At 70.2% G+C, this 21,192-nt stretch carries 19 protein-coding genes; 10 read left to right on the top strand and 9 right to left on the bottom strand.

The window, feature by feature from the left end:
* Nucleotides 1-22: 22 nt before the first annotated feature.
* Nucleotides 23-487 carry a DnaJ family domain-containing protein gene (locus BMZ92_RS04345; protein WP_091504411.1) on the bottom strand — a complete coding sequence of 155 codons (465 nt, stop codon included), beginning with the start codon at nucleotides 485-487 and terminating at the stop codon, nucleotides 23-25.
* On the bottom strand, nucleotides 484-1,044 hold the full coding sequence (locus tag BMZ92_RS37260; protein ID WP_177228540.1) for a TetR/AcrR family transcriptional regulator: 561 nt from the start codon (nucleotides 1,042-1,044) through the stop codon (nucleotides 484-486). Before BMZ92_RS37260 ends, BMZ92_RS04345 begins: the two co-directional genes overlap by 4 nt.
* Before the next feature lie 57 nt (nucleotides 1,045-1,101).
* Here BMZ92_RS37260 and BMZ92_RS04330 point away from each other — a divergent pair, with 57 nt between their 5' ends.
* The 3 genes from BMZ92_RS04330 to BMZ92_RS04320 are packed head-to-tail and all read left to right on the top strand — an operon-like array spanning nucleotide 1,102 to nucleotide 3,440.
* Entirely contained in the window at nucleotides 1,102-1,929 is an 828-nt protein-coding gene (locus BMZ92_RS04330) for an alpha/beta fold hydrolase (protein WP_091504409.1), read from the top strand.
* 10 nt (nucleotides 1,930-1,939) lie between these two features.
* The gene (locus tag BMZ92_RS04325; protein ID WP_091504408.1) at nucleotides 1,940-2,566 is read left to right on the top strand and encodes a TIGR03085 family metal-binding protein; all 627 of its coding nucleotides are present in this window, start codon (nucleotides 1,940-1,942) and stop codon (nucleotides 2,564-2,566) included.
* Between the two features lie 40 nt (nucleotides 2,567-2,606).
* Nucleotides 2,607-3,440, top strand: a complete 834-nt coding sequence (locus tag BMZ92_RS04320) for an aldo/keto reductase (RefSeq protein ID WP_091504407.1) — start codon at nucleotides 2,607-2,609, stop codon at nucleotides 3,438-3,440.
* On the opposite strand, the gene BMZ92_RS04315 is transcribed toward BMZ92_RS04320, so the two are convergent.
* Nucleotides 3,441-4,040, bottom strand: a complete 600-nt coding sequence (locus BMZ92_RS04315) for a class F sortase (protein ID WP_091504406.1) — start codon at nucleotides 4,038-4,040, stop codon at nucleotides 3,441-3,443.
* On the bottom strand, nucleotides 4,037-4,621 hold the full coding sequence (locus BMZ92_RS04310) for an excalibur calcium-binding domain-containing protein (RefSeq protein WP_091504405.1): 585 nt from the start codon (nucleotides 4,619-4,621) through the stop codon (nucleotides 4,037-4,039). Before BMZ92_RS04310 ends, BMZ92_RS04315 begins: the two co-directional genes overlap by 4 nt.
* Nucleotides 4,622-4,884: 263 nt before the next feature.
* On the opposite strand from BMZ92_RS04310, the gene BMZ92_RS04305 reads away from it, so the two are divergent.
* The gene (locus BMZ92_RS04305) at nucleotides 4,885-5,652 is read left to right on the top strand and encodes an IclR family transcriptional regulator (protein WP_091504404.1); all 768 of its coding nucleotides are present in this window, start codon (nucleotides 4,885-4,887) and stop codon (nucleotides 5,650-5,652) included.
* Here BMZ92_RS04305 and BMZ92_RS04300 read toward each other — a convergent pair whose 3' ends face one another.
* The 3 genes from BMZ92_RS04300 to BMZ92_RS04290 are packed head-to-tail and all read right to left on the bottom strand — an operon-like array spanning nucleotide 5,653 to nucleotide 8,707.
* Nucleotides 5,653-6,474 carry a carbohydrate ABC transporter permease gene (locus BMZ92_RS04300; protein ID WP_091504403.1) on the bottom strand — a complete coding sequence of 274 codons (822 nt, stop codon included), beginning with the start codon at nucleotides 6,472-6,474 and terminating at the stop codon, nucleotides 5,653-5,655. It lies immediately after the preceding gene.
* Nucleotides 6,474-7,415: a carbohydrate ABC transporter permease gene (locus BMZ92_RS04295; RefSeq protein ID WP_091504402.1), complete on the bottom strand. Its 942-nt coding sequence runs from the start codon at nucleotides 7,413-7,415 to the stop codon at nucleotides 6,474-6,476. The genes BMZ92_RS04300 and BMZ92_RS04295 overlap by 1 nt, the downstream gene beginning before the upstream one ends.
* On the bottom strand, nucleotides 7,415-8,707 hold the full coding sequence (locus tag BMZ92_RS04290; protein ID WP_091504401.1) for an extracellular solute-binding protein: 1,293 nt from the start codon (nucleotides 8,705-8,707) through the stop codon (nucleotides 7,415-7,417). Before BMZ92_RS04290 ends, BMZ92_RS04295 begins: the two co-directional genes overlap by 1 nt.
* Nucleotides 8,708-8,895: 188 nt before the next feature.
* On the opposite strand from BMZ92_RS04290, the gene BMZ92_RS04285 reads away from it, so the two are divergent.
* Both BMZ92_RS04285 and BMZ92_RS04280 read left to right on the top strand, forming a co-directional pair.
* On the top strand, nucleotides 8,896-9,909 hold the full coding sequence (locus BMZ92_RS04285; protein WP_425425792.1) for a LacI family DNA-binding transcriptional regulator: 1,014 nt from the start codon (nucleotides 8,896-8,898) through the stop codon (nucleotides 9,907-9,909).
* Entirely contained in the window at nucleotides 9,906-12,191 is a 2,286-nt protein-coding gene (locus tag BMZ92_RS04280) for a beta-xylosidase/alpha-l-arabinosidase (protein ID WP_091504399.1), read from the top strand. The genes BMZ92_RS04285 and BMZ92_RS04280 overlap by 4 nt, the downstream gene beginning before the upstream one ends.
* Here the strand turns inward: BMZ92_RS04280 and BMZ92_RS04275 are convergent.
* On the bottom strand, nucleotides 12,184-13,365 hold the full coding sequence (locus BMZ92_RS04275) for an aminotransferase class V-fold PLP-dependent enzyme (protein ID WP_091504815.1): 1,182 nt from the start codon (nucleotides 13,363-13,365) through the stop codon (nucleotides 12,184-12,186). The two genes, BMZ92_RS04280 and BMZ92_RS04275, sit on opposite strands and share 8 nt — an antisense overlap.
* Before the next feature lie 163 nt (nucleotides 13,366-13,528).
* On the opposite strand from BMZ92_RS04275, the gene dnaE reads away from it, so the two are divergent.
* Nucleotides 13,529-17,095: a DNA polymerase III subunit alpha gene (gene dnaE / locus BMZ92_RS04270; protein WP_091504398.1), complete on the top strand. Its 3,567-nt coding sequence runs from the start codon at nucleotides 13,529-13,531 to the stop codon at nucleotides 17,093-17,095.
* 541 nt (nucleotides 17,096-17,636) lie between these two features.
* Here the strand turns inward: dnaE and BMZ92_RS04265 are convergent.
* Nucleotides 17,637-18,479 (bottom strand): MerR family transcriptional regulator, encoded by an 843-nt coding sequence (locus tag BMZ92_RS04265; protein WP_245782894.1) that lies wholly within the window; start codon nucleotides 18,477-18,479, stop codon nucleotides 17,637-17,639.
* Between the two features lie 62 nt (nucleotides 18,480-18,541).
* Between BMZ92_RS04265 and BMZ92_RS04260 the strand changes: the two genes are divergently transcribed.
* From BMZ92_RS04260 to BMZ92_RS04250, 3 genes are all read left to right on the top strand, one after another.
* On the top strand, nucleotides 18,542-18,976 hold the full coding sequence (locus BMZ92_RS04260; RefSeq protein WP_091504397.1) for a DUF6194 family protein: 435 nt from the start codon (nucleotides 18,542-18,544) through the stop codon (nucleotides 18,974-18,976).
* Nucleotides 18,977-19,110: 134 nt separating this feature from the next.
* Nucleotides 19,111-19,431, top strand: a complete 321-nt coding sequence (locus BMZ92_RS04255; RefSeq protein ID WP_091504396.1) for a hypothetical protein — start codon at nucleotides 19,111-19,113, stop codon at nucleotides 19,429-19,431.
* Between the two features lie 2 nt (nucleotides 19,432-19,433).
* Entirely contained in the window at nucleotides 19,434-20,963 is a 1,530-nt protein-coding gene (locus BMZ92_RS04250) for an alpha/beta hydrolase (protein ID WP_091504395.1), read from the top strand.
* Nucleotides 20,964-21,192: the final 229 nt, after the last annotated feature.

Genomic DNA, 21,192 nt, shown 5'->3' with positions numbered 1-21,192 from the left:
CCGCTGGACGGGGGGCGAGTGCCTAGCGCCGCCACCAACGGGTGCGCTTTACCGGCGGCTCAGGCGTGGAGGACACAACCCGGCCCTCCCTGTCCTCCCGCCACTGCCGGACCACGTCGTCGGCATCGACGGGGCTCACGTGCACCGGCGGGCCGGACGGGGCGCGCAACCACTCGGCGATCCGGCGGTTCAGCTGGGACACCGCCTCCCGCACCTGGCGTTCCGTCGGCAGCGGCCGGACCGCCTCGCGCAGGCCCTCCACCTCCTTGCGCAGGCGCAGCGGCTCCGGCAGCAGGACGTCCGCCGACAGGCCCTCCTCGTCCAGTTTCTGCTTGATCCACCACATCTCGTCCCGTGGCTTGTGCAGGTCCGGCAACGGTTTCCCGGCGCCGGGCAGGTTGTCGAACGCGCCCCGCTCCTGCGCCTCCCTGATCTGCCGCTCGACCCACGTCTCCACCGGCATGCCGCGCGGTTTGCGTTCGGTCATGACTCCAGTGTGCCGAACAGAACCGACACCCGGTGGTCCACCAGCTCCAGCGCCTCCCGCCCGCTGTACGTGCCCACGAGGATGCCCGACGCCAGGCCGTCCGCCATCGCGAGCAGGCCGTGCATCTCCCGCTCGTCCAGGTTCGCCTTCGCCAGCACGGGGGCCAGCGTCGCGACGACGTCATGCGGGATTCGCTTCACCAGCGCCGCGATCGCCGGCTGGGTCACCGCGAAACCCAGGTACGCGTGGAACACCGCGCTGTACAGGCGGCTGCGCTCGTCGAGCGGCAGGAGGCCGGTCAGGCACCGCCGCACCGCGTCACGCGGGTTCGTGGCCTTCGCCAGTTCGCGCCCCAGCCTCGCGCCCGCCGCCTCGATCAGCAGGTGCAGCCCGTCCTGGATCAACTGGTCCTTGGTCGTGAAGTAGTACTGCACCAGGTTCATCGAGACCCCCGCCTCGGCAGCGACGCGCCGCAACGTCACCGCTGCCAGCCCCTCACCCCTCGCGACGCGCCACAGCGCTTCGACGATCTCCCGGCGTCGCTGTTCGTGATCCACCCGCTTCGGCACTCCTCCTTTATAGTGCAAGTGCACGATAAAAACTGGGAGGGCACCATGAACATCAGCGGATTTCCCGACGAGCGGAGCAGACGCCGGTACCTGGAGGTCTACGACTCCCTCCTCGACTGGCCCCTGCCCGCGGAGGACCGGACGGTCGAGACGCGTCACGGTTCGACGTACGTCCGGTACAGCGCGGGCGACGGGTTGCCCCTGGTGCTGCTGCACGGGTTCGCGGTCACTTCGCTGTCCTGGCAGCCGTTCGTCGCGGGGCTGAAGCGCCCCGTGTACGCCATCGACTCGCTCGGCGAACCGGGGCGGAGCGTGCAGACCGCGCCCCTGCGCGACGCGGCAGAAGCCGCCGAATGGCTTGCCGACGTGTTCACCGGCCTCGGGCTGTGGGAACTGCAGCTCGTGGGCATGTCGCGTGGCGGATGGCTCGCGCTCAACCAGGCCCTGAAGCGACCGGACGGCATCGTGGGTGTCACGGCCATCGAACCGGCCTGCCTCGCACCGATGGGGTTCCGGCAGTACCGCTGGATGGCGGCGGGTCTCGCGCTGGCCCTCGCCCCGCGGGCGATCCGGCGGCGGTTCGAGGGCAGCGCCCGCTACGGCGTGTACGTCGACCCCCTGTGCCGTCCCCTCGTGCTCGCGCAGGCGAAGCACCGCACGAAGGTCGTGATGCCGAAAGCGCTCACCGACGAGGAGTGGCGATCACTTCGCGTGCCCGTGGACATCGTGCTCGGCGCCCTCAGCCCGCTCCACGACGCGGAGCGGGAGAAACGCCGCATCCAGGCGCTGAACCCGGAAATCACCGTGGAAGTCGTGCCCGGCGCGGGCCACGGACCGGACGTGATGGTGAGCGGAAGCCCTACGTCCGGGTAGTGTCGGCCGCATGGGTGTTGCCGCTGACGAACGCCGCGCGCTGAGCGCACTCTTCGACGAGCTGGGGCCGGACGCGCCGACCCTGTGCGAGGGCTGGCGGACCCGGGACCTCGCCGCGCACCTCGTGCTGCGGGAGCGGCGGCCGGACGCCGCGCCGGGCATCGTCGTGCCCGCGCTGGCCGGGTACACGAAGAAGGTGCAGGACCGCTACGCGAACCTGCCGTGGGCCGAACTCGTCGCACGCGTGCGGTCGGGGCCCGCGAAGTTCTGGCCGACGCGCCTGCCCGGCGTCGACGAGGCGGCCAACGGCAGCGAGTTCCTCGTGCACCACGAGGACGTCCGGCGCGCCCAGCCCGGCTGGGAACCCCGCCCGGCGGACCCGGCCCGGGACGCGGCGGCGTGGCGGGCGGCGCGCGGGACGGCGAAGTTCGCGCTGCGCAAGTCACCCGTGGGCATCGTGCTGCGGACCCCCGACGGGCGGCAGGCGGAGGTCAAGTCCGGGCCGGACACCGTGACTCTGGTCGGCGCGCCCGTGGAACTGCTGTTGTTCGTGTTCGGGCGGGACGAGGTGCGGGTCGAGTTCGAGGGCGGCGCCGCGGCCGTCGAGCGCGTGAAGGCACTCGGCCGGGGGATCTGACCGGCGTTTGCCCCGGCGCGGGGTCGGGTAGGCCGGGGCCATGGCGACTTCCGACGTACCCGGCATCGAACTCGGCAACGGCGTGGTCATCCCGCAGTTCGGGTTCGGCGTGTTCCAGATCCCGCCCGCCGACACCGCCGACGCGGTCCGTGTGGCGCTGGAGGCGGGGTACCGGCACATCGACACGGCGCAGATGTACCGCAACGAAGAGGGCGTCGGCGAGGGCATCCGCCAGTCCGGGCTCTCGCGCGAGGACGTGTTCGTGACCACGAAACTCGCCAACGACGCACACGGCCACGACAACGCGATCACCGCGCTCGAAGGCAGCCTCCGCCGCCTCGGCCCCGACTACGTCGACCTCTACCTCATCCACTGGCCGCTCCCGGCGCGGGACCGCTATGTCGAGACGTGGCAGGCGTTCGAGGAGATCCTCAAGGCGGGCAAGGCCCGCGCCATCGGCGTGTCGAACTTCCAGCCCGCGCACCTGGACGCGCTCGCGGAGAACAGCGGCACCACCCCGGCGGTCAACCAGATCGAGCTGCACCCGTACCTGCAGCAGGCGGAACTGCGCGAGTACCACCGCACACACGGCATCGCGACCGAGGCGTGGAGCCCCATCGCACAGGGCGAGGTGCTCGACGACGAGGTGCTGACGCGCATCGCCGGGCGGCTCGGCAAGTCGCCCGCGCAGGTGGTGCTGCGCTGGCACATCCAGCTCGGCAACATCGTGTTCCCCAAGTCCTCGTCGCCGGAGCGGATCCGGGAGAACATCGACGTCTTCGACTTCGAACTGTCCGAAGAGGACATGATCGCGATCGGCGGGCTGGACCGGAACCGGCGCACCGGCCCCGATCCCGACACGTTCGGCAGCTGATCAGCCTGCCCGCGCGTACGCGACGATGTTGTCCTCGTAGTTGCGCGTCGCACGGTCGTACGTGCCGCCGCACGTGATCAGCCGCAGCTCCGGGCCCGCCGTGTCGCCGTAGACCTCGTCGGTGGGGAACGCCGACTTCGGGTAGTGGGCGACGCGGTAGACCGTGAAGACCGCCGTGCTGCCGTCCTCGCGGTGCACCAGCGCCTGATCGCCCGGCCGCAGGTCCTTGAGCCGGTAGAAGGTGCCGCGGACGTGGTTGTAGTCGACGTGCGCGGCGAGCACCGCGGGACCCACGTCGCCCGGCGCGGGGCTGCCCGTGAACCAGCCGGTGGTGAGGGCGTCCTGCGGCACCTCCAGCTCACCGGACGCGGTCAGCCCGAGGTCGATGATCCGGCCCGTCCGCACGCCGATCGCGGGCACCTCCAGCGTCGCCGGACGGGCCGGCGCCGCGGGCTTCCCGGCGGGCGGTGGCGCGTTCGTGGCAACCGCCGGCGGGCTGATCGCGGGCGGTGCTGCCGGGGTGTTCCCGGTGGCGCAGGCGGAGAGGGCGACGCCGGTGGCCAGGACGACCAGCCACCGGCGCCAGTGGGGAAGGGTCATCGCCGGGCGCGCCGCCGCACCAGCAGGACGGCGCCCGCGCCCGCGGTCGCGGCCAGTGCCGCGCCGCCGGCCACGAGTGCCGTGTCGTTCTCCGACGGGAGGCTGGTGCCGTCACCGGTGTCGACGCCACCACTCGGCTTCACCTTGACCTGCCCGGTCGGCTGGCCGAACTTCGACTCGCACGCGTAACCGTCGTGGTCGGCGTCGAGCCGGTTCGGGTCGGCCGGGTTCTTGTTCAGCTCCGCCTGGGCCTGCGCCTGCGTGGCGAAATCGGCGCAGTCCTTGTCGGCGGCCTTCGTCGTGGTGGCGGGTTTCGGCGCCGTCGTAGTGGCAGTGGGCTTTTCGGTGGTGGTCTTCGGTCTGTGCGGAAGACTCTCGCAGGCGACGCCGTCGTCGTTGCCGTCGAGATTGTTGGGATCAGCGGGGTTCTTTTCGAGTTCCGCCTGCGCGTCTTCCTGGTACTGGAAATCACCGCAGTTCAGCGTGTCCGCCGCGTTCGCGAACAGGGCCGGTGCGGGCGCGAACAGGGCGAGGGCCGCCCCCGCGGCCACGGTGCCGAGAAGACGGCTGAGCTTGGGCATGGAGGTTCCTTTTCGTCAGGAAGTGCGGCCATTTCGCCGCTTTGTGCACCTCTGTCGGAAACGGGCGGGAAAGCGTTACCGGGGAATTCCACGGTGAAACATTTCCCCGGTCGGCGTCGGAACGGTGATCAAGAACCGGGCCGCCCCAGTCCACAATGGACAGGTTCTGCTTCCCCCGGAAATCGCGTAGCCTGGCGGTGTTCCGGTCAGCGCAGACCAGAGGAGCCGCCATGGAGAGGGCCGTTTCGCACGCCCCCACCCCGATGACCGCCGCCGGCCGACTGCTCGCCGTCCTCGACGCGTTCGCTCCCGGTCGCAGCGTTCTCACGCTGAGCGAGATCAGCCGCCGCGCCGGGTTGTCCCTCACGACGGCGCACCGCCTCGCGGGGGAGCTGGTGAACTGGGGCGCGCTGGAACGCGACACCGACGGCCGCTACCGCATCGGGCTGCACCTGCTGGAGCTCGCCGCGCTCGCCCCGCGGGGCCTGGAGCTGCGGGAACTGGCCCAGCCCTACCTCGAAGACCTGTTCCACTCCACGCGCGCACACGTGCACCTCGCCGTCCGCGACGGGGCCGAGGTGGTGTACGTCGAGACGCTGCGTGCCCGTGGCGCGGTCACCGTGCTCAGCCGTCTCGGGCAGCGGTGGCCGTTGCACGTCACCGGCACCGGCCTCGTCCTGCTCGCCCACGCGCCGCGCGAGGTGCAGGAGGACGTCCTGGCGGGCCCGCTCAAGCGGTACACCGCCAAGACCGTCACGGACCCCACGGCGCTGCGCCGGATCCTCGCCGAGGTCCGGCACACCGGCATCGCCGTCGCCGAGGAGCAGCTCACGCTGGAAGGCGTGGCGATCGCGACGCCGATCCGCGGCGCGGCCGACGACGTGATCGCCGCGCTGGGCCTGGTCGTGCACGTCAACGAGTACGAACCCCGCGCGCTGGTGCCCGTCATGAGCGCCACCGCGCGGGCCATCTCCCGGGCTCTCGGTGCCCCTTCGGCGCACCGGAACCCGGGAGCGGTCCTGGGGCGCTGATCACTTCCCGAAGCCGGCGGTCAGCCCGGTGACGAGCTGCCTCCTGCCCAGGATGTACAGCGCCAGCACGGGCAGCGTGGACAGGATGACCGCGGCGAGCACCGCCGGGATGTTCACGCGGAACTGCCCCTGGAACGCCCACAACGCCATCGGCAGCACCCGCTGGTCCGAGCTCTGCGTGAGGATCAGCGGGAACAGGAAGCCGTTCCACACGTTCAGCCCGTCGTACACCGCCACCGTGACCACCGCGGGCCGCACCAGCGGCAGCACCAGGCTCACCAGCATCCGCCAGTGCCCGGCGCCGTCCACGCGCATCGACTCGAACAGCTCGTTCGGCACGTCACGCAGGAAGTTCGCCAGGATCACCACCGACAGCGGGATCGCGAACGCCACCGACGGCAGGATCACCGCGAGCAGCGTGTCGTACAGGTGTGCCCGCGTGATCAGCCAGTAGACCGGGATGATCGTGGCCTGCAACGGGATCGCGAGGCCCAGCAGGAACGCCTTGTACGTCAGGCCGGAGAACCGCGTCCGGCTGCGCACCACGTAGTACGCCGCCATCAGCGAAACCGCGACCGTGATCGCGACCGTGCCGAGCGTGACGACCGCGCTGTTGAGGAAGTAGCGCAGGAAGTCGTTGCGCAGCACCAGCGCGTAGTTGTCCAGCGTCGGGTTCGCCGGGAACGACAGCGGGTTCGCGTCGAAGAACCCGCGCTGGTTGCGCAGGCTCGTCACGACCACGTAGTACACCGGCACGAGCACGATGACGAGCCAGACGAACCCGGCGACGCTCCCGGGCACGTTGGGACGGGTGCGGGCCATCAGGCTCCCTCCAGCTGCGAACCGCGCTGGAACCCGGCGAGCCGCGCCAGCCCCAGCGACAACGCGAGTCCCGCGACCACCAGCAGCACGGCCAGCGTGCTCGCACGGCCCATGTCGTCGTTCGAGAAACCGCTGAGGTACATGTCCAGCGGCAGAAACCGGGTCGCGTTGCCGGGACCGCCGCCGGTGAGCACGAACACGAGGTCGAAGTAGGTCAGCGAACCCACCAGCATCAGCGTGGACGAGGTGAGGATCGTGTAGCGCAGCTGCGGCAGGGTGATGGAGAAGAACTGCCGCACGCGCCCGGCGCCGTCGATCTCCGCGGCCTCGTAGAGCTGCCGCGGGATCTGCCGCACGCCGGCCTGGTAGAGCAGGGTGTGGAACGGCACGAACTGCCACGCGATCACGAAGATCACCACGTACAGCACGAGCTGCGGGTCACCGAGCCAGTCCTGGGACAGCGCTTGCACACCGAAGGCCCTGCTCAGCCCGAAGTTCGGGTCCAGCAGCGCCTTGAACGCGATCGCGATGGCCGCCGCGGACAGCAGCAGCGGCAGGAAGTACAGCACGCCCAGCACCGCGCGGTACCGCCCGCGCCCGGCGACGAGCACCCCCAGCAGCAGCGAGATCGGGGTCTGGAACAGCCAGCTGAACACCATCACCTGCACGCTCAGCCCGATCGCGTGGTAGGTCGCCGGATCGGACAGCACGGCCGACCAGTTGGCGACGCCCTCCCACGACAGCGCGCCGATGCCGTCCCAGCGCATCAGGCTCAGCACCACCACACCGCCCAGCGGCAGCAGCGCGAACACCGAGAAGAACGCCAGCGCGGGCACGGCCATCAGAGCCGGCGGCCCGGTGCGCGGGTTGCGCGCACCGGGAGCCGTCCCTTCCCGCTTCCCGACCCCGGTGGTACCGGGGGCGATAGTGGGTGTCTCCATCACTTCCCGATCGTGGCGTTCATGTTGTTCGAGAACTGTTCCGGCGTGATCTCCTTGAGGAACAGCTGGCCGAGGTTGTTGAGCAGGGCGTCCGCCTGCCCCGGCGAAAGGGCCTGGTCCCAGGAGAGCTGGAAGTTCGGCGCCTTGCTCGCGAGGTTGTAGACGTAGGACAGGTATTCGGGGTCCTCGGTCTTGGCGAGCTTGCCCTCGATCCCGTTGATCGGCGGCACGGAACCGTTGGACAGCAGGCTGTCGACGTAGCTGTCGTTCATCACGCCGGTGCGCAGGTACTCGACGGCGGCCTGCTTCTGCTGGTCACTCGCGTTCGCGGAGATCGACCAGTAGTTGGCGGGGTTGCCGACGATGTTCTCCGGGGCGCCCTTGCCGCCGGGCACGGTGGGGAAGGTGGTCCAGCCCAGCTTGCTGGAGGTGAACCCGGGGTCGGCCTGCTTGATGGTCGGGAAGGCCCACGAGCCCATCAGGTACATCGCGGCCCGGTCCGTGTAGAGCAGCGCGGTGTCGGCGTTGGAGTCGGTGGCGATGGAGTTGAAGCCCCGCACGAACCCGTCGGCGCTGACGAGCTGCTGGATCATCGTGTTGGCCTGGATGATCGCCGGGTCGGACCACGCGTTCGGCTTGTTGGCGGCGATTGCGTTGAACACCTCGGGCCCGCCGATGCGGTCGACGAGGTACTCCTCCCACATCAGCTGCGGCCACTTGCTCTGCCCGCCGAGGGAGAACGGCGCGATGCCCGCCTGGTTGAACCGCGGCACGAGGGCCATCAGCTCGTCCCAGGTCTTCGGCGGCTGCGCGCCGATCCGGTTGAACAGGTCCTTGTTGTAGAACAGCACGACCGGCTGCATGCCGTTGTTGGGCACCGCGTAGGTCTTGCCGTCGATCACGCCGGTCTGCGCGACCGAGGGCAGGTAACGGCTGGTGAGCGTCGGGTCCTTCTGCACCTCGGGGGTGAGGTCCATGATCTTGCCCGCGTCCACCCAGGACTTGAGCATGCCGCCGTTGCCCCAGCTGAACACCAGGGTCGGGGCCTGGTCGGCGCCGACGGCGGAGCGGATCTTCTGCTTGTAGGCGTCGTTGCCGAAGAACTGGCCGTCGACCTTGGCCTGTTCGAACGACGTGCGGATGGTCTGCTCGTCACCGCCGGTGAGGGCCCAGCCGGTGACGCCTCCGCCGCCCGCGCCCGACGGACCGCTGCTGCCGCAGGCGGCCGTGAAGGAGAGGAGTGCGGCCAGGCCGGCCGCCATCAGCGCCGTCCGGCGCTTGCCCAGTGTCATCGTCGTGCCTTCCCCATCGAAGGTTCCGAAAACTTTCGGAAACACTATGGTGTGGCAGGGAAGATAGGCCGGTGCCGTGGTGGCGTCAAGGGCTGGTGGAACACACTTGCCGGAGCTACAGTGAGCCGGAAATTTTTCGATAGGAGGGTGCGGTGCCGGCTGGTACAGGCAAGCGGGCGACCCTGGCCATGGTGGCCGAGGCCGCGGGTGTCTCGCTGCCGACGGCCTCGAAAGTGCTCAACGGGCGGGGTGACGTCTCCGACGCGACGCGCGCCAGGGTCGAGGAGGCGCTGCGCGAGTTCGGCTACGTGCCGCAGACCGGCAGACGGCTGCCCGTGCCGACGCGCGTGGTGGACCTCGTGTTCGACGACCTGCGCAGCCCGTACTCGCTGGAGATCCTGCGCGGCATCACGGAAGCGGGCGCGGAGATCGGCGTCGACGTGGTGGTGGGCAAGGTGCCCGCCGCGGAACCGGCGGGTCCGCTCGCGCCGGAGCACAGCTGGGCGCAGCGGCTCAAGAGCAGCGGCAGGCAGGGGCTGATCGTCGTCACGTCGGAGCTCAGCCTCGCGCAGGTCGAGGGGTTCGCGCGAGCCGGGCTGCCGCTCGTCGTGATCGACCCGCTGAACCTGCCGCGCGTCGAGGTCACCAGTGTGGGCGCGACGAACTGGTCGGGCGGCCTCGCCGCGGCCGAGCACCTGCTCAGCCTCGGCCACCGCCGGATCGCCTTCGCCGGCGGCCCGCTGCCCGCGTCGTGCAGCCAGGCCCGGCTGCACGGGTACCGCGCGGCGCTGGAGAACGCGGGCGTGCCCGCCGACCCGGAACTGGTGCTGCACGGTGACTTCCAGTTCGAATCCGGCCTCGAGATGGGCACCCGCCTGCTGTCGCTGCCGCAGCCGCCCACGGCGGTCTTCGCCGCGAACGACGCCACGGCGCTGGGTGTGCTGGAAGCCGCCCGCCGCCGGGGCATGCGGGTCCCGCAGGACCTCAGCGTCGTCGGCTTCGACGACACCGTGCTGGCCGAACTGGCCACGCCCGGGCTGACCACCGTCCGCCAGCCGCTGCACGACATGGGCCGCGTCGCGTTGCGCACCCTGCTGCGGCTGATCGCGGGCGAAACCCTGGACTCCCACCACGTCGAGCTGGCGACGAACCTCGTCGTCCGCGGCTCGACGGCCCCCATCGCCGACCGAGGAGCACGATGACCCGCTGGCAGGACAAGTCGCTTTCCCCCGACGAGCGCGCCGAGGCGCTCCGGGCCGAGATGACACTCGAGGAGAAGGTGGCGCAGCTGGGCAGCGCCTGGCCCGGCAACGAGCAGCTCAACGGGAACGTCGCGCCGATGCAGGACGTGTTCGCCCGCGGCGGGGTGCCGTTCGAGCAGGTCCGCGCCGACGGGATCGGGCACCTGACGCGGGTGTTCGGCACCGCGCCGGTCACCGCCGAGGAAGGCGCCGCCCGGGTTGTCGCGCTGCAAAGGGAAATCGTCGAGGAGACGCGGCTCGGCATCCCCGCGATCGTGCACGAGGAGTGCCTGACGGGGTTCACGACGCTCGGCGCGACGGTCTACCCGGCCGCGCTGGCGTGGGCCGCGACGTTCGACCCCGGGCTGGTCGAGCGCATGGCGACCGCCATCGCCGAGGACATGCGCGCGGGCGGCGTGCACCAGGGGCTTTCGCCGGTGCTCGACGTCGTGCGCGACTACCGGTGGGGCCGCGTCGAGGAGACCATGGGCGAGGACCCGTACCTCGTCGGGACGCTCGGCGCCGCCTACGTGCGGGGGCTGGAGAAGACGGGGATCGTCGCCACGCTCAAGCACTTCGCCGGGTACTCCGCGTCCCGCGCGGCGCGCAACCACGCGCCGGTGTCCATCGGCCCGCGCGAACTGCGTGACGTCATCCTGCCGCCGTTCGAGATGGCCATCCGCGAAGGCGGGGCGCGCTCGGTGATGAACGCCTACGTCGACCTCGACGGCGTGCCCGTCGCCGCGCACACCCCGCTGCTGACCGGGATCCTGCGTGAGGAGTGGGGTTTCGAGGGCGTCGTGGTGTCCGACTACTGGGCCATCGCGTTCCTGAAGAGCATGCACCGCGTCGCCGACACCGTCGGGCACGCCGGAGCGCTCGCGCTCGCGGCCGGCATCGACGTCGAGCTGCCCGACACCCTGTGCTACGGCAAGGAACTCATCGAGCTGGTGCGTTCGGGTGAGGTGTCCGAGGAGCTCGTCGACCGCTCGGTGCAGCGGCTGCTGCGGCAGAAGGCGGAGCTGGGTCTGCTCGACGCGGACTGGCAGCCGCAGGCGGCCGCGGTCGACCTCGACTCGCCCCGCAACCGGGAACTGGCGAGGGAGATCGCCGAGAAGTCGATCGTGCTGCTGGCCAACGACGGTGTGCTGCCGCTGGACGCCCAGCGGATCGCGGTGGTCGGCCCGTGTGCCGACGACCCGCTGGCGTTCCTCGGCTGCTACTCCTACCCCAACCACGTGCTGCCGCGGTTCCCCGAGTTCGGCATCGGGGTCGACGTTCCATCCTTTGTGGACTCGCTGCGGCGCGAGCTGCCGGACGCGGAGATCTCGCTGCACGAGGGCTGCCCGATCCGTGACGAGGACCGGTCCGGTATCGCGGCGGCGGTCGCGGCCGCCGAGGAGGCCGAGCTGTGCGTCGCCGTCGTCGGCGACCGGGCTGGCCTGTTCGGCGAGGGCACGTCGGGTGAGGGCTGCGACGCCGAGGACCTGAGCCTGCCCGGTGTGCAGGACGAGCTGGTGAGCGCGTTGCTCGCGACCGGGAAGCCGGTCGTCGTGGTGGTCGTGTCCGGGCGGCCGTACGCGCTGGGGCGGCACGCCTCCGCCGCCGCGCTCGTGCAGGCGTTCATGCCCGGTGAGGAGGGCGGCCCGGCGCTCGCGGGTGTGCTGACCGGGCGCGTCAACCCCTCGGGACGGCTGCCCGTGCAGGTGCCGCGGGTCGCGGGCGGTTCGCCGAACACCTACCTGCACCCGCCGCTCGGCGGGAACAGCGAGGGCATCAGCAACCTCGACCCCACGCCGCTGTTCCCCTTCGGCCACGGCATCTCCTACACCGCGTTCGAGTACTCCGGGCTTTCGGTGAGCGCGCAGGAGATCCCGGCCGACGGAACGGTGTCGATCTCGGTGGACGTGCGCAACACCGGCGAGCGCGCCGGCGAGGAGACCGTGCAGCTGTACCTGCGGGACGTGCAGGCGCAGGTGACCCGGCCGGTGCTCGCGCTCACCGGGTTCGCCCGCGTGCCGCTGGAGCCGGGGCAGAGCAGGCGCGTGACGTTCGAGGTGCACGCCGACCGCACCAGCTTCACCGGGCTCGACCTGCGCCGGATCGTGGAACCGGGCGCGTTCGAGGTGTTCGTCGGGCGCTCGGCGGCCGACCTGCCCTGCACCGGCTCGTTCGAGATCACCGGGCAGGCCCGCGAAGTGGGGCCGGACCGCGTGCTGACGACTCCGGTCGTCGTCAGCTGAGCAACCGCGTCAGCTCGCCGGTCAGCTGCCGGACCTCGTCCTCGGTGTTGTAGTAGTGCACCGACGCGCGGACGAGGTCCGGCAGGTCCCGGCCGGTGAAGTCGTACTGCGCGGACGTCCGGCGGCTGACCGAGGTGTTGATCCCCGCCAGCGCGAGGCGGTCCTTGACGTCGGCCGCGGGGAGGCGGTCGGTGCTGAACGTGACGATGCCGCACTGCCGCTTGCCCTGGTCGTGCACCGTGACGCCGTCGAGGGCCCGCAGCTGCTCACGCAGGGTGGCGGCGAGTGCGGTGACGCGCCCCTCGATCGCGGGCAGGCCCACCTCGAGCGCGTAGTCCACGGCCGCGCCGAGCCCCAGCACGAGGCCGAAGTTGCGTTCCCACACCTCGAACTTGCGTGCCGTCTTCTCGACCTCGTACTCGCCCGGCGCGGTCCACGTCGCGGAGTGCAGGTCGAGCATCGCGGGCTCCAGCCGGTCGCGCAGGCGCGGGGAGACGTAGAGGAAACCCGTGCCGCGCGGGCCACGCAGGTACTTGCGGCCGGTCGCGCTGAGCGCGTCGCAGCGCAGGCGCCGGACGTCGAGGTCGAGCTGCCCGGCCGACTGGCACGCGTCCAGCAGGAACGGCACGTCCGCCTCCGCCGCGACCTCCCCGATCTCTTCGGCGGGGTTGACCAGACCGCCCTGCGTGGGCACGTGGGTGATCGAGATCAGCTTCACCCGCTCGTCGAGGCGGTGGCGCAGGTCCGCGACGTCCACCTGGCCGGTCTCGTCGTCGTCCACGACCTCGACGACCGCGCCCGTGTGCCGCGCGACCTGGAGGTACGCGATGGCGTTGCTGGCGTACTCCGAGCGGCACGTGAGGATGCGATCACCCGGCTCGAAACGCATCGCGTAGAAGACGGCCTGCCACGAGCGCGTCGCGTTGTCGGTCAGCGCGATGTCGTCGGGCTGGGCGTTCAGCAGCCGCGCGACGGAGCCGTACACGGCCTCGACGCGGTCGGCCTCCGCGTCGGCGAGCTCGTACCCGCCACGCCGCGCCTCGTCGCGGAGGTACGCGACCACCGTGTCCACGACCGGCTCTGGCGGCAGCGCCGAACCGGCGTTGTTGAAGTGCACCACGTCGGCGCAGCCAGGGGTTTCCGCCCGGTACCGGAGCACGTCTTCCGTTCGCATGATCACCGACACTACCTCCGGCCGGGGCGGTCCACGAGACGTTTCTCACGACCCCGGCGCCGCCTCGAACCGGGCCCGGCACGCCTTCGCGAAACTGTCGGTGCCGGGAGCTAGGCTGGCCGTCTCAGGGACTCGCAGTACCGCTATGGGGAGGTTTTCGCCGGTGTCGAACGATTCCTTCGTTCACCTGCACGTGCACACCGAGTACTCGATGCTCGACGGTGCGGCGAAGATCGCTCCGCTGTTCGCGGAGGCCAAACGCCTGGAGATGCCCGCGGTCGGCATGACCGACCACGGCAACATGTACGGGGCCGACCAGTTCTACCAGGAGGCGAAGAAGGCGGGCCTCAAGCCGATCATCGGCATCGAGGCCTACATCGCGCCCGAGTCGCGCTTCACGAAGAAGCCGGTGTTCTGGGGGCAGGCGTCGCAGCGCGGCTCGGACGAGTTCGGCGAGGGCGGTGACGTCTCCGGTGGCGGTGCGTACACGCACATGACCATGCTGGCGCAGAACGCGACCGGCCTGCGCAACCTGTTCAAGCTGTCGTCGCTCGCCAGCATCCAGGGCTACTACCGCAAACCCCGGATGGACCGCGAGCTGATCGCGGAGAACGCGAGCGGCATCATCGCCACCACCGGCTGCCCGTCGGGCGAGGTGCAGACGCGGCTGCGGCTGGGCCAGAAGCGGGAGGCCATCCAGGCGGCGTCGGACTACAAGGACATCTTCGGGGCCGACAACTTCTTCCTGGAGCTGATGGACCACGGCCTGCCCATCGAGCGCTCGGTGCGCGAGGGCCTGCTGGAGATCGGCAAGCTGCTCGACCTGAAACCGCTGGCCACCAACGACTCGCACTACGTCACGAAGGACCAGGCCGACTCGCACTCGGCGCTGCTGTGCGTGCAGTCGGGCAAGACGCTCAACGACCCCAACCGGTTCAAGTTCGACGGGGACGGCTACTACCTCAAGTCGGCGCAGGAGATGCGCGAGTACTGGGACTCCGAGGTCCCCGGCGCCGCCGACACCACGCTGCTGATCGCCGAGCGCGTCGAGTCGTACGAGGACGTGTACACCCACAAGGACCGGATGCCGGTGTTCCCGGTCCCCGAGGGGCACGACGAGGCGTCGTGGCTGCGCGAGGAGGTCGAGCGCGGCCTGAAGTGGCGGTTCCCCGACGGCGCGCCGGAGGGCTACCGCGAGCGCATCGAGATGGAGCTCGACGTCATCATCGGGAAGGGCTTTCCCGCCTACTTCCTCGTCGTCGCCGACCTCATCAACCACGCGCGCAAGGTGGGCATCCGCGTGGGTCCGGGCCGTGGGTCCGCCGCCGGTTCGCTGGTCGCGTACGTCCTCGGTATCACCAACCTGGACCCGATCCCGCAGAAGCTGCTGTTCGAGCGGTTCCTCAACCCCGAGCGCGTCTCGATGCCCGACATCGACATCGACTTCGACGACCGCCGCCGCGGCGAGATGATCCGCTACGCCACCGAGAAGTACGGCGCGGACAAGGTCGCCCAGGTCATCACCTTCGGCACGATCAAGACGAAGGCCGCGATCAAGGACTCGGCGCGCGTGCACTTCGGCCAGCCGGGGTACGCGATCGCCGACAAGATCTCGAAGGCACTGCCGCCGCCGATCATGGCGAAGGACATCCCGCTGTCCGGCATCGTCGACCCGCAGCACGAGCGCTACGGCGAGGCCGCCGAGGTTCGCACGCTGATCGAGACCGACGAAGAGGTCTCGACGATCTTCACGACCGCCCGCGGCCTGGAGGGCCTGATCCGCAACGCCGGCGTGCACGCCTGCGCGGTCATCATGTCCAGCGAGCCGCTGATGGACGCGATCCCGCTGTGGCAGCGGGACGACGGGTCGATCATCACGGGCTGGGACTACCCGTCCTGTGAGGCCATCGGCCTGTTGAAGATGGACTTCCTGGGCCTGCGGAACCTCACCGTCATCGGTGACGCGATCGACAACATCAAGGCCAACCGCGGTATCGACATCGACCTCGACACGCTCGGCGTCGACGACCCGGAGACGTACAAGCTGCTTTCCCGCGGTGACACGCTCGGCGTGTTCCAGCTGGACGGTGGCCCCATGCGGGACCTGCTGCGCCGCATGCAGCCGACGGTGTTCGACGACATCGTCGCGGTCGGCGCGCTGTACCGCCCCGGCCCGATGGGCATGAACGCCCACAACGACTACGCGGACCGCAAGAACGGGCGCCAGCAGGTCAAGCCGATCCACCCCGAGCTCGAAGAGCCCCTGAAGGAGATCCTGGCCGACACGTACGGCCTGATCGTCTACCAGGAACAGATCATGCACATCGGCCAGAAGGTGGCCGGGTACTCCATGGGGCGCGCGGACGTGCTGCGCCGCGCCATGGGGAAGAAGAAGAAGGAGGTCCTCGACAAGGAGTTCGAGGGCTTCCACAGCGGGATGAAGGAGAACGGGTTCTCCGACGAGGCCATCAAGGCCCTGTGGGACACGATCCTCCCGTTCGCCGGGTACGCGTTCAACAAGAGCCACGCGGCCGCGTACGGCCTGGTGTCGTACTGGACGGCGTACCTCAAGGCGAACTACCCCGCGGAGTACATGGCCGCGCTGCTCACGTCGGTCGGGGACAACAAGGACAAGTCCGCGGTGTACCTGTCCGAGTGCCGCAGGCTCGGGATCAAGGTGCTGCCGCCGGACGTCAACGAATCCGGCCCGCGCTTCGCCGCGGTCGGGGACGCGATCCGCTTCGGGATGGGCGCGGTCCGCAACGTCGGCGCGAACGTGGTCGATTCGATCATCAAGACGCGTGAGGAGAAGGGGAAGTACTCCTCGTTCACCGACTTCCTCGACAAGTCGGAGCTGGTGGCCTGCAACAAGCGCGTGCTGGAATCGCTGATCAAGGCCGGTGCGTTCGACTCGCTGGGCAACACGCGCCTGTCGATGATCCAGGTCCACGAGGACGCGGTCGACGCGGTCGTGCCGTTGAAGCGCCAGGAGGCGATGGGCCAGTTCGACCTGTTCGGCTCGGCGGACGATGCGGGTGAGGCGGCGCCGTCGTCGTCGCCGCTGGCGCATCTGAAGTTCAGCGAGGAGGAGTGGCCGCGCAAGCAGCTGCTGGCCTACGAGCGGGAGATGCTGGGTCTGTACGTGTCGGCGCACCCGCTGGACGGCGCCGAGCGGATCCTGCGGAAGCACGCGCCGCGCCCGATCGCCGCGATCCTGGACAACCCGCCGAAGGAAGGCGAGCTGGTCGTGTCCGGGTTGATCACGTCGCTGGAGCGGCGGGTCAACAAGAAGGGCGAGCCCTGGGCCATCTGCACCGTCGAGGACATGGACGCGTCGCTGGAGGTGCTGTTCTTCCCCAAGTCGTACGCCATGTTCGCCGCGGATCTGGTGGAGGACAACGCCGTGCTGGTGAAGGGCAGGGTCAACTGGCGCGAGGACAAGATGTCGGTCTTCGGGGGCGGGCTCGTGCCGCTGGACCTGTCGGAGGTCGGCAACGGTGAGGACGAGCCGCCGCTGATGCTGCACTGCTCGGCGGAGAAGCTGGACAAGAGCGTGGTGGGGGAGCTGAAGTCCACGCTGCTCGCCCACCGAGGCGAAACCCCGGTGCGCCTCAAGCTGATCGGCCGCCAGCGCGAGACGGTCTTCGCGCTGTACGACTACCCGGTCAAGGTGACGTCGATGCTGATGGGTGAGCTGAAAGGCATCCCAGGCATCACGGCGGGAACGTAGAGGCGCGGAGGGCCTTGGGGCGGTGCCGTCGACGCGGCACCGCACACACCACCACCCGGCGACGCGAACGCGAGGGGCCAACGCCCATACCCACCCCCGCCCCGATCCCCAGCCGCACTTACGGCCGATCCGGCGGGTCAAGGGTGGCGAAGCCATCGCGAAGCGACGCCGAAGGCGCCCTTTACGCGCCCCGATCGGCCGTGAACACTCAAGGATCGGGGCGGGGGTGGGGCCGCTCAGGCAGGGCGGCCGCGCCCGGTGAACCCCGGTACCCGGGCAGGCGAGGCGAGGGACAGGGCAAGCGAAACCGGCCACCAACCAAGGCCAGCGAGCCCGGGCCGAGCCCGGCGCGCCCCCGCCCAAGCGCCGCTTACGGCCCATGGAAGCCAGCCCTGCTCGCGGAGGCCAGCTCTGCCTGGGGGGCCACCCCCGCCTGCGGGGGCCAGCCCCGCCCGCGGAGGCCACCCCCGCCCGCGGAAGCCAGCCCTGCCTGCGGAGGCCACCCCCACCCACGGAGGCGACACCAACCCCGCGCTCCCACTCACAACACCAACCGGCCAAGCGCCCCAGCCGCCTCCAGCAACCCCCGCCCCCGCCTCTCGATCGCCGCCTCCCGGGCGGCCAACGCCGCGCCCACCTCGCCCCCGCCGCCGAGCTGAGGCACCAGAACCCGAAGCGCCGCAATGCCGTACCCGGCGAGCCGAAGCTGGTGGACGATCCGTGCGGTGCGGACGTCTGCGGGCGAGTACCGTCGGGCTTCCCGCGCGGACGCCCGCGAAGGCACGACAAGCCCCTCCGCGTCCCAATGCCGCAACGTCGACGGACGCACTCCAATCGCCTCGGCGAGTTCGGAAATGCTCAACGAATCCGACGGACGCATGTCGGCGATCGGCTCCGCCGCAATCGCCTCGGCGGCCTGCTTCGCCATCGCCAACGCCCGCCGCTCAGCATCGAGCCGAGCGTGCGCCGCGTCCAGCAACGCGAAGAGACCCGGCCCCGAATCCACCGGCAGGGTCGCCTCCGCCCCGGGTGGCACCTGCCCGCCCTGCGGGTTCGCCTCGGAATCGGAGCATCCCTGCCCCTCCTGCCGGGTCGCCTCCGCCCCCGAACACCGCCGCCCGCCCCGCAAGGCCTGCGAAGCGGCGTAAGCCTGCGCCGCCCTCATGATCGCCTTCGCCTCGACCGGGCCTGTCGCCGCCGCCAGCGACCGGTACGCCAGCGCGGACCACACGTGCCGCTCGTCGTAGCTGCGGTAGCCGCTGCCGGTGCGCGCGGCGGGAGGGAGCACGCCGTCGCGTTCGAGGTTGCGCACCTGCTGCACCGAGTACCCCGCCCGCCGGGCGACCTCGATCGTCCGCAAACCCTCCGATTTGCGGGTTGTCACCGGGCCACCAGGGCAGACAAGAGCCAAAGCCTCCACAAGCACATGAATGAGAGGCTAGAACCATGGGTATCACGGAGATCATCGAGTTCGTCGGAGGACTGGACGGCGTACTGACCCTCCAGCCGGGCCCGGGCGACGGCTCACCCGAGATCAGCTGGGGCGACGCGTTCTTCTACTACGCGCCCGACGGCGTGGTCCCGAAAACGCAGCCTTTCGCGACGATCGTGACGAAGGACTACCCGGGCGACGAGACCTCGCGCCTGAACCGGCCCGGCGCCTTCCGCGTGAACCTCTTCGCAGGCAAGGAAATCTTCACGGAGTGGACAGCCCGCACGCCACAAGACGCCGAGGATGCCGTCATCGCCCACCCCGTCTACGCCAGGCAGGGCTGGCTCGCGGTCGTGAACCCGGGCCCGCGCACCGAAACCACCGTGCGGGACCTGCTCCGCGCCGCGCATGATCTCGCCCGTTCGCGTCAGCGACGAAATGCTCGGTGAGGACGTCCTGCCCCAGCCGATCAAGCGGATGGCGATGAGTAGACCTACTCAAATCCGCCCGAACCGGTTGAGCCTCCTCTCCTGACCCCGTAGCGTCACGAGTCGAGCACAGTGTGCGGCCGACCGTCGTCTGAGTGGGGAGCATGTCCGGGTACCAGGTCGTCATCGACGACATCGTGGCAGCGGGCCAGGCCGCGCAGCGAGTCGCGGACGTGATCGGTCCTTTGGACTTCGCGGGGGCCATTCCAGCTGCAGAAGCCGGAATGCCCGGCGCGCGGGCCGTCGCGAAACTGGCCGCGGTGAAGGCGGATTGGGCAGGGCAGGAGGAGTCGCTCGCGGCCGGTTTCACTGATTACGCGAGAGCACTGGCCCGCGCCGTCGAGTTCTACCGAACCCACGAGGACGCGGCCCAGCGCGAGCTGCGCCAGTTCGAGATGCCGAGTGGGATGAGCTGACCGTGGTCAGCTGGGGTGAGGTGATCCGGTGGAGCCCGGAGCCGCTCGCGGAGCTGGTCGCGGTGCTGAACGACCGCTACAACCGGCTCGTCGGCTGTGCCGACGAGCTGCGCGCGACCGCGATGCCGGAGGGCTGGGCGGGACCGGCCGCGAACGCCGCGGCGACGGAAGCCGCCCGGCTCGCCGCCGCGGCGGAAGAACTGGCCGCCGAAGGCGCCGCGGTGCGCCGTGCCGCCGGGGACGTGTCCGATGCGATCACCGGGCTACTGCACGGAGTGGCCGAGGCGCGAAGTCTGGCCGCCGCGCACGAATTCGTCATCGGTGACGACGGCAGGGTGACCGACCACGGGCCGCCGCCCGTGTGCACCGCGCAGGACCCGGACGGCTCGCTGGGGAGAGCCCACCGGCAGCGGATCGCCGTCGAACTGCAGGACCGGGTGCGGGAGGTGCTGCGTTCCGCCGAGGACGTCGACAACGACTTCTGCGCGGTGCTGGACCGCGTTCTCGCCGGCCACGTCATCGACCCGGGCGATGATCGTACGGACCTGGCGGCCGCCGGGAATTCCGGCTGGGTGCTCGGGTCGCTGAGCATCCCGGCGCCGACGATCGGGGCCACACCGGCGGACAACGCCGCATGGTGGGCCACACTGTCGCCCAACCAGCAGGCCGTGCTGCTACGCGACCATCCCGAGCTCCTCGGCAACCGGGACGGGTTGCCCGGGGAGGTCCGATCGAGGGCCAACCTGGCCCGCATCCCCGCGGAGAGAGCGGCGATCCAGCAGCGGATCGACGCTGCCGCACAGGAGCTCGCCGGTCTCTCCAGTCAGTCGGAGGTGTCGCCGGGAGCGATCCAGTGGGTCCAGGACGAGATCGATCGACTCGAGGCGAAGCTCGGGTCTCTGAACGCTGTCGAGGCCACCATGCGTCGCCCTGGGGAGCGGCAGCTCCTCACTCTCGATACGTCCGGTGACCGGGTGAAGGCAGCCCTCGCAGTGGGAAACGTCGACACGGCCGAACACGTCGCCGTGTTCACCCCGGGGTTCACCTCTACGGTGGACCGGAGTCTCAGTGGTTACGACAACGACATGCAGAACCTGCAACAGCATTCTCAGTCGTTGGCCGACCGCTACGGAGACGGCGGGCAGGTGGCGACGGTGAGGTGGATGGGGTACGAGGCCCCGCAGTGGAGCGGCGTTCTGGACGGGAACCAGTCGGTGATTTCGGATCACCTGGCGAGGGTGGGCGCGGAGAAGCTCGACGGGTTCCTGGACGGGCTGGGCGCGGCTCACAGCAGTACGGGGAACCCGCTGCACCTCACCGCCCTGGGGCATTCGTATGGCAGCCTCACGACCGGAATCGCGTTGCAGGAGGACACCCCGGTCGACGACGCTGTGGTGTTCGGATCACCTGGCCTGGACGCCGATGAGCGGGATGATCTCAAAGTCCCGGACGGACACCTGTTCGCCGCCAGGTCGGATCAGGACTCCGTCCCCGGGCTGGACATGCTCGATCACTTCGGCGTGTCTCCCTAGGACATGCCTGGCATCGAGCGTGTGGACACGGGGAACGCGATCTCGGCGGACGGTGCGTCTCTCGGTGCGATCCACACCCACAGCGAGTACCTGCAGGAAGGATCTACCAGCCAGTACAACATGGCCGTCATCGTCGCCGGCCGCCCGGATCTCAGAGTGCCGTACCCGCCGATGCCCCCGGCGCCGGTGCCTCAGCCGCCGGTACGCCGCTAGCGTCACCCCTTCCCGC

It is taken from the genome of Amycolatopsis sacchari (genome assembly GCF_900114035.1).
GTDB lineage: Bacteria > Actinomycetota > Actinomycetes > Mycobacteriales > Pseudonocardiaceae > Amycolatopsis_E > Amycolatopsis_E sacchari.
Note: the sequence above shows the minus strand (reverse complement) of the source record. Positions and strands in the feature narration are given on the sequence as shown.